Raw genomic sequence first — 15,580 nt, 5'->3', positions numbered from 1 at the left:
AGTTATGCGTTGTCGTTCATTTTTTCAACTATTTTTTTAGACATTCTAAAAATAAGAAGAATTAATACTGCACAAAATGAAGCGACTACACCAACGAACGCCACTACGCTATCTCCTTTAAATGGATTTTGAAAATCAATTAAAGTAATGTTGAAAATAAGAAGCGCAACTGCTAAAAGCACTAAAATGTTAGTGAAAATTTTCATAGGTTTAATTTTTTTATAAAAAATACCAAAGATTTTTTTGAATCAAAATTTGAAATAAAAATTGCTTAAAATGGGCTGTAATCTTTGACGAATAAAATATTTAGGGGGTAAATTTATAATTTTTTTTTTTAGACAAACAAACCTTTAACATTAGCAGCGAATAATTTAACAGCTATAGCTAAAAGTACTACACCAAAAGTCTTACGAATTACGCCAAGTCCATTTTGTCCTAGCATTTTTTCAATTTTCCCGGATGATTTCAGTACGATATAAACCAATATAATATTTAATATAATTGCGAGGACAATATTTATAGTGTGGAATTGTGAACGTAAAGAAAGTAAAGTGGTCATTGTTCCCGCTCCGGCAATTAACGGGAATGCCAATGGTACAATTGAAGCGGAACTCGCTTCTTCGTCTCGATAAATGCGAATGCCTAAAATCATTTCCAAAGCCAAAAAGAATAATACGAATGAACCGGCCACTGCAAATGAATGAACATCAATTCCTATTAGGCTTAAAAATTCCTCTCCGATAAATAAAAACAATATCATAATCAATCCGGCTACCAAGGCTGCTTTTTCTGATTCGATATGACCGTGTTTGGCTCTCAATCCCACTATGATTGGAATAGATCCCACTATATCAATTACAGCGAAAAGTACCATCCCTACAGTTATTATTTGCTTTAAATCAAAATCCATCATATGTATTTTTTTTATGAAAAGTTAGAGTAAAAACCTTTTTTGTCTTTCAAAAATACGGTTATTTTTTCATTTTGATAATTCTATATGTAAATGATTGAGATGTCTTCTTTTTTTGTTCTTTATTGAATTATTGAAATAGGATTAATCAAAAGTTAAAGTGTTTAATTGATTGATAATCAATTATTAAATTTGTTTATGGTTTTAATTGTAGTATGTGTATGAAGATGTTGTTTGTGATGAGGTTTTTGGTTTTGTTGTTTTTTATCAGAAAAATCAGATTGTATATTTATGTAAGTAAAATAGTTGCAATGTGTTAATTAGTCTATTTTGTGGGCATATGTTGAAGAGAGGGGTTTTTATTTCTTGAATCTTTGGTTACCTTTGCAAAATGTTTCAACTAGGAAAAACCATCGTCTCAGAGGATATACTCGAAAAAGAATTTGTTTGTAATTTGTCAGCTTGCAAAGGGGCTTGTTGCGTCGATGGCGATGCAGGAGCACCATTGAGTTTGGCAGAAACAAAAATATTGGAGGAAATATATCCAAAAGTTAAACCATTTTTAAGAAAACAAGGAATCGAAGCTATAGAAGCTCAAGGAACTTGGGTAAATGGTGCAGATGGGGATCTTGAAACACCTCTAATTGACAATAAAGATTGTGCCTACGTAATTTTTGACGGGAAAACAGCTCTTTGTGGAATTGAGCAAGCCTATAATCAAGGTATAATTGATTGGAAAAAACCTGTTTCCTGTCATTTATATCCAATAAGAGTTAAAGATTTCACGGAGTTTGCAGCTGTCAATTATGACAAATGGGAAATTTGTGATGCAGCCTGTTCTTTAGGGCAAGAACTCGAAGTTCCTGTATACAAATTTGTCAAGGAAGCCCTTATTCGTCGCTTTGGTGAAGATTGGTATTTGGAACTTGAAAAAGTAGCTGAAGACTTAAAAAAAGGTTTGTAAAAATTAATAACAATTTCTATTCAGTCTTTTTAAAAAATCCTATATTTTACTGGTGTTTAAAGCTTTAAAATGTATTTAATTAATTGATAATCAGTTGAGTATATTTTGTATGAAAAATATTCCCATTTTTATTTTTTGTTAAAAACTATGAGCTATTGTGAATAAGTTTGACTTTTAATAACCGCATTATTTCACAATCTTTGTAATTCGTTTTTCGCATCTATTTTCAGTATAAAAATCAAAATAAACAAACAAAATCAAATGTCTCAAATAGAACCAATTTTACAAGAAAACAAAAATCGTTTCGTGATTTTTCCAATTAAACATCATGATATTTGGGAAAGATATAAAATGATGGAAGCCAGTTTTTGGACTGCTGAAGAAATTGATTTGTCACAAGATTTAAACGACTGGAATAATAAGTTAAATGATGATGAGCGTTACTTTATAAAACACATTCTTGCTTTTTTCGCAGCTTCTGATGGAATTGTTAATGAAAATCTAGCTGAGAATTTTGTTAATGAAGTGCAATATGCTGAAGCTAAATTTTTCTATGGTTTCCAAATCATGATGGAAAATATTCATAGTGAAACCTATTCGCTTTTGATTGATACTTATGTAAAAGACGAAAACGAAAAATCTGAATTATTCAATGCTTTGGATGTTTTTCCAGCAATTAGAAAAAAAGCAGATTGGGCTTTGAAATGGATTGAATCTGATTCTTTTGCAGAAAGGCTAATCGCTTTTGCAGCGGTAGAAGGGATTTTCTTTTCAGGTGCATTTTGTTCTATTTATTGGTTAAAAAAACGTGGATTGATGCCCGGTTTGACTTTTTCTAATGAATTGATTTCTCGTGACGAAGGAGTTCATTGTGATTTTGCAGTGCATTTACACAATCACCATTTGGTAAATAAAGTGCCAAAAGAAAGAATAAGAAGTATTATTGTTGATGCTTTGAATATTGAAAGAGAATTTATTACTGAGTCGCTTCCTGTAAGTTTGATAGGAATGAATGCAGGTTTAATGACTCAATATTTAGAATTTGTTGCCGATAGATTATTGGTAGAATTGGGTTGTGACAGAGAATACAATGTTGCGAATCCATTTGATTTCATGGATATGATTTCACTTCAAGGGAAAACTAATTTCTTTGAGAAAAAAGTTGCTGAATATCAAAAATCAGGGGTTAAAGTTACCGAAGGTGATTCCCAAAAAATTAGCTTTGACGCCGATTTTTAGAATGAAGTTTTGAATTTTAAATATTTTCTAAAGTATTTGATAGCACAAAAAAAAATAAAAAAATAATTATAATTAAATAGTTTTTGTAAGATCCCCAGATCTAAAAACTAAGTTAATTCAGCCTGATTAATTTCGGGTCAAATGACGGCGTTTTGTTTCATTTCATTTTATGCGATGAAACAAAGTATCGAAATGGGTTATGGATTGACAGTGAGTAAAAAAATGGATTATGAATTCCTACTATTCGTAAATCACAATTCATTAATTAAAAATTGATAAAAGTATGTTTGTAGTAAAAAGAGACGGTCACAAGGAACCTGTAATGTTTGATAAAATTACAGAGAGAATCAAAAAGTTATGTTACGGCTTGAACGAATTGGTTGATCCAGTTAAAGTTGCTATGCGAGTTATTGAAGGTTTGTATGATGGAGTTTCTACATCTGAGCTTGATAATCTTGCTGCTGAAACAGCTGCGTCAATGACTATTGCTCACCCGGATTATGCACAATTGGCTGCTCGTATTGCCATTTCAAATCTACATTCAAATACAAAAAAATCGTTCTCAGAAACGATGAATGAAATGTTTCATTATATCAATCCAAGGACCAACCAAGAATCACCTTTATTAGCCGAAGAGGTTCATAAAGTGATTATGGAAAATGCAGAGTTTTTGGATTCGCATATCATTTATAACAGAGATTTTAACTACGATTATTTTGGTTTTAAAACACTGGAACGTTCGTATTTATTGAAAATAAACGGAAAAATCGTAGAGCGCCCTCAACATATGTTGATGCGTGTTTCTGTGGGGATTCACCTAGACGATTTGAAATCGGTAATGGAGACTTACGACTTAATGTCTAAAAAATTCTTTACCCATGCAACGCCTACTTTGTTTAACGCAGGTACTCCAAAACCTCAAATGTCTTCTTGTTTCCTTTTGGCAATGCAAGATGATAGTATTGATGGTATTTACGATACTTTAAAACAAACAGCAAAAATCTCGCAATCAGCGGGTGGAGTTGGGCTTTCTATCCATAATGTTCGTGCAACTGGTTCTTATATTCGTGGTACAAACGGTACTTCAAATGGAATTGTGCCAATGTTGAGAGTGTTTAATGATACTGCTCGTTATGTAGATCAAGGTGGTGGAAAAAGAAAAGGAAGTTTTGCTATCTATATCGAAACTTGGCATGCCGATATCTTTGATTTCTTGGATCTGAAAAAGAATACCGGAAAAGAAGAAATGCGCGCAAGAGATTTGTTCTTCGCGATGTGGACTTCGGATTTATTCATGAAGCGTGTACAGGAAGATTCTACTTGGACTTTGATGTGTCCTAACGAATGTCCAGGTTTGTATGATGTGTATGGAGAAGAATTCGAAGCTTTATATACTGATTATGAATTTAGAGGAAAAGGTAGAAAAACCATCAAAGCACGTGAATTGTGGGAGAAAATCCTAGAATCGCAAATTGAAACAGGAACTCCTTATATGTTGTATAAAGATGCTGCTAACAGAAAATCAAATCAAAAAAATCTAGGTACTATTCGTTCTTCGAATTTGTGTACTGAGATTATGGAATTTACATCAAGTGATGAGGTTGCTGTTTGTAATTTAGCTTCTATTTCTTTACCAATGTTTGTAGAGAATGGAGCTTTCAATCACCAGTTATTATACGATGTGACCAAACGTGTGACTCGTAACTTGAACAGAGTAATCGACAGAAATTACTATCCTGTAAAAGAAGCCGAAAATTCCAATATGCGTCACAGACCAATCGGTCTTGGGGTACAAGGACTTGCCGATGCTTTTATTATGTTGCGTTTGCCTTTTACAAGTGATGAGGCCAAAACATTAAATCAAGAAATATTCGAAACCCTTTACTTCGCTGCCTGTACCGCTTCTATGGAAATGGCAATCGAGGAAGGACCATATTCTACTTTCAAAGGATCTCCAATGTCAAACGGAGAATTCCAACACAATTTGTGGGGAATGAAAGACGAAGAATTATCAGGAAGATGGGACTGGGCTTCGCTTAGAAAAGAAGTGGTGAAAAACGGTGTTCGTAACTCATTATTAGTTGCGCCAATGCCAACAGCTTCGACTTCTCAAATTTTGGGTAACAATGAAGCATTCGAACCATATACTTCGAATATTTATACAAGACGTGTGTTGTCTGGTGAATTTATTGTGGTGAACAAACACTTATTGCACGATTTAGTGAAATTAGGATTGTGGAATGAAAATTTGAAGCAAGAAATCATGCGTCACAACGGATCGGTTCAAAACATCGATATAATTCCTCAAGACTTGAAAGAATTATACAAAACCGTTTGGGAAATGTCAATGAAAGACATTATCGATATGTCTCGTCAAAGAGGATATTTTGTGGATCAATCACAATCATTGAACTTGTTTATGCAGGACGCCAATTATTCTAAATTGACTTCAATGCACTTTTATGCTTGGCAATCTGGTTTGAAAACAGGAATGTATTATTTGAGAACCAAAGCAGCGGTTGATGCGATTAAGTTTACTTTGAACAACGATAAAAAAGAGGAAGTTATTCCAGATTCTAAACCACAAGCTAGAGTTCTTGAGGCGGTTGAAGTAGTAGAAACACAAATGACTGCTGAAGAATACAGAGCAATGATTGAATTAGCTAAAAATGCTGGTCCAGACGATTGCGAAATGTGTGGATCTTAATCAGAAAATAGATTAAAGAACAAAGAATAAAGAGAAACAGCTGTCGTAAATGATAGCTGTTTTTTTTTAAGAGCTAATCCCGCTTTCCGTTTCAATCTTTTTATTTTTAAAGAAAAAATAAAAGGATTTCCACTTCAATCGGGGCTAAAACGCATTCGTTTTCATAATTTAATTTGTCTAAATTTGTTGTGTTCAATACTAATAAAGAAGCTATGAAGATTTCTAGAGATGTAAAGAGAGAAATAGATATTCGAATAAGGAATTTAGAAGAAGGAAAAACCAAGTTGTATACTTTAGAAGAGGTAAAAAGTCATTTAAAGTCCATTCGCAAGCAATAAATCATTCCCGAAAGAAATATTATTTAAAATCCAATTTCCTTGAGTTTATTATATTTTACAGACCGAAGCATTGTTCATCTCGAAGATGTAGTGTTCAACGAAGCCGTTTCCGAGCAAATTAATCAGTTCTTGAAGGAATATCAGTTTCGTCAGGTTTTAGAGCAATACGAATTGCCTGTTGTCAATAAAATATTATTGCACGGCAAAACAGGCTGTGGCAAAACAATGACTGCCAAAGCGATTGCAAGAAAACTTGACAAAAAGCTAATCATTGTCAATCTCTCCCGAATTGTTTCTTCAAAATTGGGGGAAACGTCCAAGAATATCGAAGGACTGTTCAAGGAAGTGCAATACGAAAGTTCAGTTTTATTCTTCGATGAATTTGATTCCTTGGGTCAAATTCGTGATTATGACAACAAAGACAGCACCGAAATGAAACGGGTAGTGAATTCGATTATTCAGCTTATAGATAATTTTCCCAATCGTTCCGTATTAATTGCCGCTACCAATCAAATTCAGATGATAGACGAAGCCTTGGTGCGCCGTTTCGAAATGGAATTGGAATTTACAGCTCCTTCCAAAGAAGTTTTGGATAGCTATTATACAAAGTTGCTTGCCAAATATCCTGTGGAATTTCAGGAAGTAACCCGAGTCTATGATGTTACTTTTGCGGAAGCAAAAAATCATTTGCTGAAAGAAGTGAAAAATAATATCATTCAGGCGGAGATTGATAAACAAAAAACAAACCCCTAGTAAATTATTAAATCTACTAGAGGGGGGGAGTTGTAAATATTGATATTAAACCGTTGCAATATCTCCAACGGCAACTCGCATTTCTTTTGCGGCAGCGACCATTTCGATCAAGGCTTTTTTGGTTTCTTCCCAATGTCTTGTTTTTAAACCACAATCAGGATTAACCCAAAGTTGGTCAACAGGAATAACCGCCGAAGCTTTTTCTAATAATTTCACCATTTCGTTGCGTGATGGCACTCGAGGGGAATGAATGTCATAAACGCCTGGACCTATTTCGTTCGGGTATTTGAAGTCAGCAAAAACATCCAGCAATTCCATTTGCGAACGTGAACATTCTATGGTAATCACATCGGCATCCATATCGGCGATGTTTTGAATAATGTCATTGAATTCGCTGTAGCACATATGCGTGTGAATTTGAGTATCGTCTTTTACGCCACTGGCCGAAATTCTAAATGCTTTTATCGCCCAATCCAGATAAGTATCCCATTCTTCTTTACGCAATGGCAATCCTTCACGAATTGCAGGTTCGTCAATCTGAATGATTTTGATTCCTGCTTTTTCTAGATCGACTACTTCATCACGAATGGCTAAAGCAATTTGGGTACAGGTTTTAGAACGCGGTTGATCGTTACGTACAAATGACCATTGCAAAATAGTTACTGGTCCAGTCAACATTCCTTTTACCCATTTTGGCGTAAGTGATTGCGCAAATTCAGCCCATTTTACCGTCATAGGATTTGGACGCGAAACATCACCATAAATCACTGGTGGTTTCACGCAACGGCTACCATAACTTTGTACCCAGCCATTTTTGGTGAAGGTAAATCCATCCAATTGTTCTCCGAAATACTCCACCATATCGTTACGCTCAAATTCTCCGTGAACCAAAACATCGATGCCGGTTTCTTCTTGAAAACGAATGGTTTCTTCAGTTTCTTTTTGAAGCAAATCATTGTATTGTTCTTGGTTTAATTCTCCTTTTTTGAACTTGGCTCTCCAACTTCTTACTTCAGTCGTTTGCGGAAAAGAACCGATTGTTGTGGTTGGGAACAAAGGAAGATTCAATACGTCTATTTGCTTTTTTCTTCGAATGGCGAATGTGTTTTCTCTTTTTGAATCCTTTGTTGTGATTGAAGATACACGGTTTTTTACGGCAGGGTTGTGTATTAGTTTGGATGTTTTGCGGTTTTCATTGGCAACGGTGTTTTCAATGAATCGCAATGAAGTTTCAGCTTCTTGTTCATTCGAAGCAAAAGATTTTAAAAGTGTCACTTCCTCGATTTTTTGTTTGGCGAAAGCCAGCCATTGCTTGATTTCGGGAGTTAATGTTTCGTCATTGGTTTCCAAATCCAAATCGCACGGACTGTGAATAAGGGAACAAGAAGGAGCAATCATCACTCGATTTTGTCCAATGGCGTTTGTAGCTTTTTGAATCAAGGCTAATGACTTTTTGAAATCATTTTTCCAAATGTTTCTTCCGTCAACAACCCCAAGGGAAAGTGTAGTGTCTTTGGAGAAAAGGTTTGAGTTTAAAATATCATCCAATTGAGACGAACAACGCACCAAATCCAAATGTAAAGTGTGTACAGGCAAAGCCAAAACAGTGTCTAGATTTTCGCCAAAACAATCAAAATAATTAGCCAAGATTATTTTTAAGGAAGGAAACTTTTTGTTGATTTCATTGTAAACGTGAGTGATGGCTTTACGCTCCTTGTCGGTCAAGTTCAATGCCAGAAAAGGCTCGTCAAACTGAATCCATTCTGCTCCTTCGGTTTGTAATGCACTAAGGATGTCAAAATATGCAGGAAGCAATTTGTCGATAAGATCAATTCTGTGAAAACCATCTTCTTTTTCTTTCCCGAGCAATAAATAGGAAACAGGACCAATAAGTACAGGCTTTGTTGCAATTCCTAGTTTTTTGGCCTCAATGAATTCGGCGATTATTTTGGTCGAAAACAATTCGAATTTTTGTTTTTTTGTAAACTCAGGAACGATATAATGGTAATTGGTGTCAAACCATTTGGTCATTTCCATAGCTACGACATCTTGCCCTTCTTTTTGAGCCCCTCTCGCCATAGCAAAATACAAGTCCAAAGAATTGTTTGTCTTGGCAAATTCTTGATAACGCTCCGGAATCGCGCCCAACATCAGAGTTAAATCCAATACTTGGTCATAAAGGGAAAAATCATTGGAAGGAATTAAATCAATGCCTTTGTCTGCTTGCAATTGCCAATTTTGCTTTCGGATTGTCGCAGCAGTCGCCAATAAATCTTCAGCCGAAATTTTGTTGGCCCAATACAGTTCATTCGCTTTTTTTAATTCTCTGTTGCTGCCAATTCGTGGGTAACCTAAATTGTTTGTTTTCATTTTATCTCAGTATTTATTACTGAACAAAATTATATACTTTGATAATTAATATTAAATTAGCTACTTGTTTTAGTAAAATGATGTGTAATGTTTTAGTTTCACAGTAATTTGTGCGAAATAAAATTTTGTAATTGAATTCTAACAGTAATAAAAACTATGGAAAATATTGACAATGTCGATTTACAAATCTTAAAACAGCTGCAGGAAAACTCCAATATCAACATAAAAGAGCTGGCCAGTAAACTATTCCTGACGGTGACTCCCGTTTATGAGCGTATAAAACGACTCGAACGCGACGGTTACATAACGAAATATGTGGCTTTGTTGGACAAGAAAAAGATGAATCTTGGGATGACCGTTTTTTGTAATGTTCGGCTCAAAGAACACGCCAAAAACGTGGGTAGCAATTTTGTAAAAGACATCGTGGCACTTCCAGAAATCATCGAATGCTATAACATAGCCGGCGATTATGACTTTATGTTGAAGATTTTGGTCGAAGATATGTCCAGTTATCAGGATTTTGTGATGAATAAACTTTCCACCATAGAAAACATCGGGAATACACAAAGCGTTTTCGTTATGGGCGAAATCAAACACAGCACCGCATTGGCAATTTGATGAAATATAACAATTTGGGCGTGCCCGCGTTGAGCAAAGGGGCTTACTTATAGTCCCGCTTATACAGCCCCTTTGCTCAACGCGGGGGGGTCATCCGCGCTACTTCGGTAGCTAGCTTCTACCCCTCACGCGAGCAACTGTTGCGGTAAATTGATCTGTATCAGTTTAAAATTATTTACACTTATTACAAAACCACTTTTGTTTTTAAAATCTATCTATTTCTCTATCTTTGAAAACAAATCCGAAAAATACATTATGAACTGGGAACAACTATTATCACTAAAAAGACAAGGAGACACAGGTAAAAGACTAAGAATCGAGCAAGACGAAACCCGTTTGGGATTTGAAGTCGATTATGACCGAATCATATTCTCCTCCGCTTTTAGAAGTTTGCAGGACAAAACACAGGTGATTCCGCTTTCCAAAACCGATTTTGTGCATACTCGTTTAACGCACAGTTTGGAAGTATCGGTAGTGGGACGTTCCTTGGGACGATTGGTTGGAAAAAAAATACTAGAGAAATATCCATATTTGCAAGAAGTGCACGGTTACCAGATGAATGATTTTGGGGCTATTGTCGCAGCTGCATCTTTGGCACACGATATCGGGAATCCACCATTTGGACATTCGGGGGAAAAAGCCATTGGTGAATATTTTTCAATAGGAAATGGACTTAAATACAAAGAACAATTGTCTGCCAAAGAATGGCAAGACCTGATTGACTTTGAAGGGAATGCCAATGGGTTTTCGGTTTTGAACAGTTCGCGTCCAGGTGTTGAAGGTGGAATCAGACTTTCCTACGCCACGCTTGGTGCTTTCATGAAATACCCTAAAGAGAGTTTGCCTAAAAAGCCTACCCAAAATATAGCCGATAAAAAATATGGTTTTTTTCAAACCGACAAAGCTTTCTTTCAGGAAGTCGCTTCAGATATGGGGATGATTGCCAATAAAACAGGAAATGATATTGGTTTTGAAAGACATCCATTAGCCTATTTGGTTGAAGCAGCCGATGATATTTGCTATACCATAATTGATTTTGAGGACGGAATCAATTTAGGTTTGGTTTCCGAAGATTTTGCTTTGGAGTATTTAATTAAATTGGTAAAAGACAGCATTGATACTTCTAAATACAAGACATTAGAAACCAAAGAAGACAGAATCAGTTATTTGCGTGCATTGGCCATTGGAAGTTTAATCAACGATGCCGTAAAAGTTTTTATTGAAAATGAAGAGGCAATTATGCAGGGGAAATTTCCTTTTTCCTTAACCGATAAAAGCAAGTACAAAGCCCAAATGGACGATATCATCAAGATTAGTGTGAAGAACATCTATCAAAGTCGTGAAGTGGTGGAAAAGGAGATTGTTGGATACCAAATCATACAGACACTATTGGATAAATTCGTAACGGCTTTCAATAATAAATTCGAAGGAAAAATGTCTAATTATGACAATCTTATCCTGAAAATGTTGCCAGAAAAACATCATTTAGAAAAAGAAAATCTATACGAAAGATTGCTTCATATTTGCCATTTTGTTTCAATGCTGACAGATGGAAATGCTTTGTTGTTTTACAAAACTATTACTGCCGCAAAGAGTTAGATGAAAATAGAATATAATAAAAACGCCCTCAACAGTTAGCTGTTTGAGGGCGTTTTATTTTAAGTGATTTTGGTTTAGAAAACATATTCAATACCAATTCCCAACACTTGTTTTAACTGAACTTTTGCGCCTTCATTGACGATTATTCCATTTTCCTCTTTCATAACATCAATATCTTCGTCATAAACCAAATTGAAACCAACATTTGCTTTTACGTATTCATTTACTTTTAAATCTGCGTAAGATTGCCAATCAACATCAATATTGCCAAAATTGTGAAGATAATCTGTGTACAAAGTTAAGCGGTTTTTTATCGTAATATTGGTGAAGATTTCTTTTTCAATATAGGAACTTGCTAGGATACCAAGTTCTGTTTTTGATTGTTTTCCCTTAGAGATTAGATTTCCTTGTGCGTCATAAACTGCTTTTTTTACACCATATGCACCCGAATCGGCTAAAGCTTGGTCAAGGACAAGAGTGTTCTTTAATGTTAAGGGAGATATGTAGGCGTTAAATTTTTCGGGTTTATAAATGTACTCCGATCCGATACCCAAAAAGGTATATGCAGGTGCAAAAGGTTTCGAAATAGGATTTTCTGTATTTGGATAATTATACCCATTAGTGAATTGAGTATTGAAGTTGAATTTAGCTGAATGATACCAATTTGATAATGTATCTGTTCTATACCCATATGTGGAGTTGATTCTAAAAACATCATCTGTTTTTCTGAGTTCAATCCCTTCTTGTTTGTTCAGACCATATCTAAAAATAAGTTCACTTGACCAAACTTGATTATCATCTTTGTAATCTCGTTTAAGATGTCCTCTTACCAGTCCTGTTATGGCACTGGTACCCCCAGCACTCCAGTTAACAAAGGCAATTTCTGAAATATCGATTCCCAAGATGTTTTTGTTTGTCCAATATGAAGTAGTATCCGGTTTTGAAGTTATGATAGTTGTAAGAGCCTGATCAATCTTGTTTGCGTTTATGGTGTCCGTTTTGCTGGTAATTATTTTAATTTGTGAGAAACTACAGATTGAAAACAGTAAAAATAGAATTAGAATGGGTTTGGATAAAAAGGTCATAATAGGGCTGAGGTATTTAAGTTTGCAAAATAATTAATTTCAACAACTTGAGAAAATTATTTCTAAACTATCAACGGAAATTTTGCAATATTGTTGTAGTTCATCAATAGACCCCTGTTCGATAAATGTGTCAGGAATTCCTAAAAGCTGTATTTTTGAAGTATAATTATGAGTTGCTGCAAATTCCAAAACTGCACTTCCGAACCCTCCTTTTATGACTCCATCCTCAATAGTTATAATGGTCTCGAATTCGCTGAAAATGGTATGTAGTTCTTTTTCATCCAGCGGTTTGATAAATGAAAAATCATAATGTGCAAAAATTTCAGGACGCTGTATTCTTGCGAGTGCCAAAGTAACATTGTTCCCAATTGAGCCAGTGGATAAGATGGCTACTTTGGAACCATTCTTGAGTAGTTTTGCTTTTCCGATTTCGATTGTTTCGTATTTCCCTAAGTGAGATCTTTCCCATTCATTGGTTACGCCTCGGCCTCGCGGATAGCGAATCGCAATGGGATGATTTAGACCCAATTGGGCAGTATATAAAATATTCTGTAAATCAACTTCATTCAAAGGGGCATAAATAATCATATTGGGAATGCAACGCAAGTAAGCCAAATCAAAAATACCGTGATGAGTGGCTCCGTCTTCGCCAACCAAACCCGCTCGGTCCAAACAAAAAATGACTGGTAAATTTTGTAACGCCACATCGTGGATCACTTGGTCGTAAGCTCTTTGTAAAAAAGTGGAATAAATATTGCAATAAACGATCATTCCTTGTGTAGCCATTCCAGCTGATAGTGTAACTGCATGTTGCTCGGCAATTCCCACGTCAAAAGCACGTTTAGGAAAGGCATCCATCATAAATTTCAAGGAACTTCCAGAAGGCATTGCCGGAGTAATTCCAACAATTTTTTCATTCTTTTTGGCCAAGTCCAGAATGGTCAATCCAAAAACGTCTTGGTATTTTGGAGGTAAATTTTCTTCAGATTTTGGAATGATTTCACCTGTTGCAGCGTCAAATTTACCGGGAGCGTGATATTTTACCTGATTTTCTTCTGCCTGTTGAAGGCCTTTGCCTTTGGTGGTAATGAGGTGCAAAAACTTTGGGCCTTTTATTTTTTGCAGGCGCTTCAATTCTTTGATTACCGCAAAAATATCATTGCCGTCAATTGGTCCCGAATAATCGAAATTCAATGACCGAATCATATTATTCTGTTTCGGGTTTTTTCCTTCTTTTACGGAAGTTAGATATTTTTTAAGCGCGCCCACACTCGGATCAATTCCGATGGCATTATCATTGAGGATAACCAATAAATTAGCATCGGTAACGCCGGCATGATTCAGTCCCTCAAATGCCATCCCTGAAGCTATCGAAGCATCACCAATAACTGCTATGTGCTGTTTTTCGAAATCTCCTTTTAAGTTGGAGGCAATTGCCATTCCCAAAGCTGCAGAAATAGAAGTGGAGGAGTGGCCTACGCCAAAAGTATCGTAAATGCTTTCGCTTCTTTTTGGAAAACCAGAAATACCTCCTAATTGTCGGTTAGTATGAAAAATGGTTCTTCGTTCGGTCAGGATTTTATGTCCGTAGGCTTGATGTCCCACATCCCAAACCAATAAATCTTCTGGAGTATTAAAAACATAATGCAAAGCAATCGTGAGTTCCACCACGCCAAGACTGGCGCCAAGATGTCCTTCTTTGGTCGCAACAATATTGATTATAAAATCGCGTAATTCTTGTGCCAATTGAGGAAGTTGTGCTTCGTTGAGCTGGCGTAAATCAATTGGGGAATGAATATGTTCGAGTAAATTGCTTTTCATTATAGTTTAAAAAGCGAATTTACGGTTTTAAATTTAAATTAATTTTGTTTGGTTTTGGTTTTTGAAGAATCAATAATGGCTTCTGGAGCTATTTCTCCCATAGTAGTCATATGAATAAGTGTATCTTGATTTTTTTGTTTCACAAATTTAACTTGATCTATTCTTGGAGGTGGTGGCGGAATATTATGGTGTAAAGTGTCATTTGGATCTTTTTTTGGAGGTAATCGTACACCAACAGTAATGTTATTCATTTCTAAAGTATCTTGAACAACTTCAACTTTGTCTATTTTTTGTTTATTTCCATTTTTATCTGCACAACTAAACAAAGTCGTTCCCATTGCTATAAGTAAAGCCAATAAAAACATTTTGTGATAGTGTGTTTGCGAATATAAAACTCGATTTGGAATTTGAATAGTCAAGGAGTCCAATTGAGAATTTTTAAATCTACCGCAAACGTTACCATGCTGTTGGAAATATATTTGAATTTCATCAGGTAACATATTGGTAAAATCGACTACATTTTTGGAACAGCTTCCACAAAATCGGCCATTATCGTTTGGAGTCATTTTGTCCCAATCTTCGTGGCAGGGTTTCGGAATGGTGATTTTGTGTTTTGTATCCATAAAATATTAATGATTTTTAAAAGTAATAAAAATTAGTTCAAAAGTGTATTTTTGTTTTATGGAAAACATTTTCACGGACGACTATTTTATGAAGAAAGCTTTACAGGAAGCCGAAATAGCTTTTGATAAAGGCGAAATTCCTGTGGGAGCCATCATTGTGGTCAATAATACCGTCATTGCCCGAAGTCATAATTTAACCGAATTACTTAATGACGTTACCGCACATGCGGAAATGCAGGCCATTACTGCAGCCGCTAATTTCCTTGGCGGAAAATACCTGAAAGACTGCACGCTTTACGTAACGCTGGAACCTTGCCAAATGTGTGCTGGCGCTTTGTACTGGAGCCAGATTACCAAAATTGTTTATGGCGCCAGTGATGAACACCGTGGTTTTGTAAAAATGGGAACACAACTTCATCCTAAAACTGTCGTTGTTCGCGGGGTTATGGCTAATGAAGCTTCGGAACTGATGAAACGATTTTTTGCTGAGAGAAGGAAATAGCCTTGTTAACTCGAAAATTCCTAGCCCAGATAGCAACGAAAATCCTTTATT

14 protein-coding genes are annotated in these 15,580 nt (G+C 35.6%); 8 read left to right on the top strand and 6 right to left on the bottom strand.

What is annotated here, in order from left to right; translation table 11 throughout:
* Positions 1-2 precede the first annotated feature (2 nt).
* Positions 3-206 carry a hypothetical protein gene (locus tag AC1DY0_RS05200; RefSeq protein WP_077378243.1) on the bottom strand — a complete coding sequence of 68 codons (204 nt, stop codon included), beginning with the start codon at positions 204-206 and terminating at the stop codon, positions 3-5.
* 128 nt (positions 207-334) lie between these two features.
* Positions 335-913, bottom strand: coding sequence for a MarC family protein (locus AC1DY0_RS05195; RefSeq protein ID WP_326402673.1), 579 nt, complete (start codon positions 911-913; stop codon positions 335-337).
* A 388-nt stretch (positions 914-1,301) separates the two neighbouring features.
* Here AC1DY0_RS05195 and AC1DY0_RS05190 point away from each other — a divergent pair, with 388 nt between their 5' ends.
* From AC1DY0_RS05190 to AC1DY0_RS05170, 5 genes are all read left to right on the top strand, one after another.
* On the top strand, positions 1,302-1,874 hold the full coding sequence (locus AC1DY0_RS05190; RefSeq protein WP_477187592.1) for a DUF3109 family protein: 573 nt from the start codon (positions 1,302-1,304) through the stop codon (positions 1,872-1,874).
* Positions 1,875-2,135: 261 nt separating this feature from the next.
* On the top strand, positions 2,136-3,113 hold the full coding sequence (locus AC1DY0_RS05185) for a ribonucleotide-diphosphate reductase subunit beta (RefSeq protein WP_326399604.1): 978 nt from the start codon (positions 2,136-2,138) through the stop codon (positions 3,111-3,113).
* Positions 3,114-3,396: 283 nt separating this feature from the next.
* Positions 3,397-5,820, top strand: a complete 2,424-nt coding sequence (locus AC1DY0_RS05180) for a ribonucleoside-diphosphate reductase subunit alpha (RefSeq protein ID WP_477187591.1) — start codon at positions 3,397-3,399, stop codon at positions 5,818-5,820.
* A gap of 212 nt (positions 5,821-6,032) precedes the next feature.
* Complete coding sequence (locus AC1DY0_RS05175; RefSeq protein ID WP_477187590.1) at positions 6,033-6,158, top strand: hypothetical protein; 126 nt, start codon at positions 6,033-6,035, stop codon at positions 6,156-6,158.
* A gap of 39 nt (positions 6,159-6,197) precedes the next feature.
* Complete coding sequence (locus AC1DY0_RS05170; protein ID WP_477187589.1) at positions 6,198-6,911, top strand: AAA family ATPase; 714 nt, start codon at positions 6,198-6,200, stop codon at positions 6,909-6,911.
* 45 nt (positions 6,912-6,956) lie between these two features.
* Here AC1DY0_RS05170 and metE read toward each other — a convergent pair whose 3' ends face one another.
* Positions 6,957-9,281 (bottom strand): 5-methyltetrahydropteroyltriglutamate--homocysteine S-methyltransferase, encoded by a 2,325-nt coding sequence (metE, locus tag AC1DY0_RS05165; protein ID WP_477187588.1) that lies wholly within the window; start codon positions 9,279-9,281, stop codon positions 6,957-6,959.
* Positions 9,282-9,437: 156 nt separating this feature from the next.
* On the opposite strand from metE, the gene AC1DY0_RS05160 reads away from it, so the two are divergent.
* Both AC1DY0_RS05160 and AC1DY0_RS05155 read left to right on the top strand, forming a co-directional pair.
* Positions 9,438-9,899 carry an Lrp/AsnC family transcriptional regulator gene (locus AC1DY0_RS05160; RefSeq protein ID WP_477187587.1) on the top strand — a complete coding sequence of 154 codons (462 nt, stop codon included), beginning with the start codon at positions 9,438-9,440 and terminating at the stop codon, positions 9,897-9,899.
* 255 nt (positions 9,900-10,154) lie between these two features.
* On the top strand, positions 10,155-11,498 hold the full coding sequence (locus AC1DY0_RS05155; protein ID WP_477187586.1) for a deoxyguanosinetriphosphate triphosphohydrolase: 1,344 nt from the start codon (positions 10,155-10,157) through the stop codon (positions 11,496-11,498).
* Between the two features lie 74 nt (positions 11,499-11,572).
* Here the strand turns inward: AC1DY0_RS05155 and AC1DY0_RS05150 are convergent, their stop codons facing one another.
* From AC1DY0_RS05150 to AC1DY0_RS05140, 3 genes are read right to left on the bottom strand one after another with little or no spacing between them, the layout of a single operon-like run.
* Positions 11,573-12,583, bottom strand: coding sequence for a DUF3078 domain-containing protein (locus AC1DY0_RS05150; RefSeq protein WP_477187585.1), 1,011 nt, complete (start codon positions 12,581-12,583; stop codon positions 11,573-11,575).
* Between the two features lie 39 nt (positions 12,584-12,622).
* Positions 12,623-14,404 carry a 1-deoxy-D-xylulose-5-phosphate synthase gene (locus AC1DY0_RS05145; protein ID WP_477187584.1) on the bottom strand — a complete coding sequence of 594 codons (1,782 nt, stop codon included), beginning with the start codon at positions 14,402-14,404 and terminating at the stop codon, positions 12,623-12,625.
* Between the two features lie 38 nt (positions 14,405-14,442).
* On the bottom strand, positions 14,443-15,027 hold the full coding sequence (locus tag AC1DY0_RS05140; RefSeq protein ID WP_477187583.1) for a hypothetical protein: 585 nt from the start codon (positions 15,025-15,027) through the stop codon (positions 14,443-14,445).
* Between the two features lie 58 nt (positions 15,028-15,085).
* Here AC1DY0_RS05140 and AC1DY0_RS05135 point away from each other — a divergent pair, with 58 nt between their 5' ends.
* Complete coding sequence (locus AC1DY0_RS05135; RefSeq protein ID WP_477187582.1) at positions 15,086-15,529, top strand: nucleoside deaminase; 444 nt, start codon at positions 15,086-15,088, stop codon at positions 15,527-15,529.
* Positions 15,530-15,580: the final 51 nt, after the last annotated feature.

The sequence above is a fragment of the Flavobacterium sp. P1_E4 genome, assembly GCF_056405915.1.
This window is presented reverse-complemented; position numbering and strand designations above follow the sequence as displayed.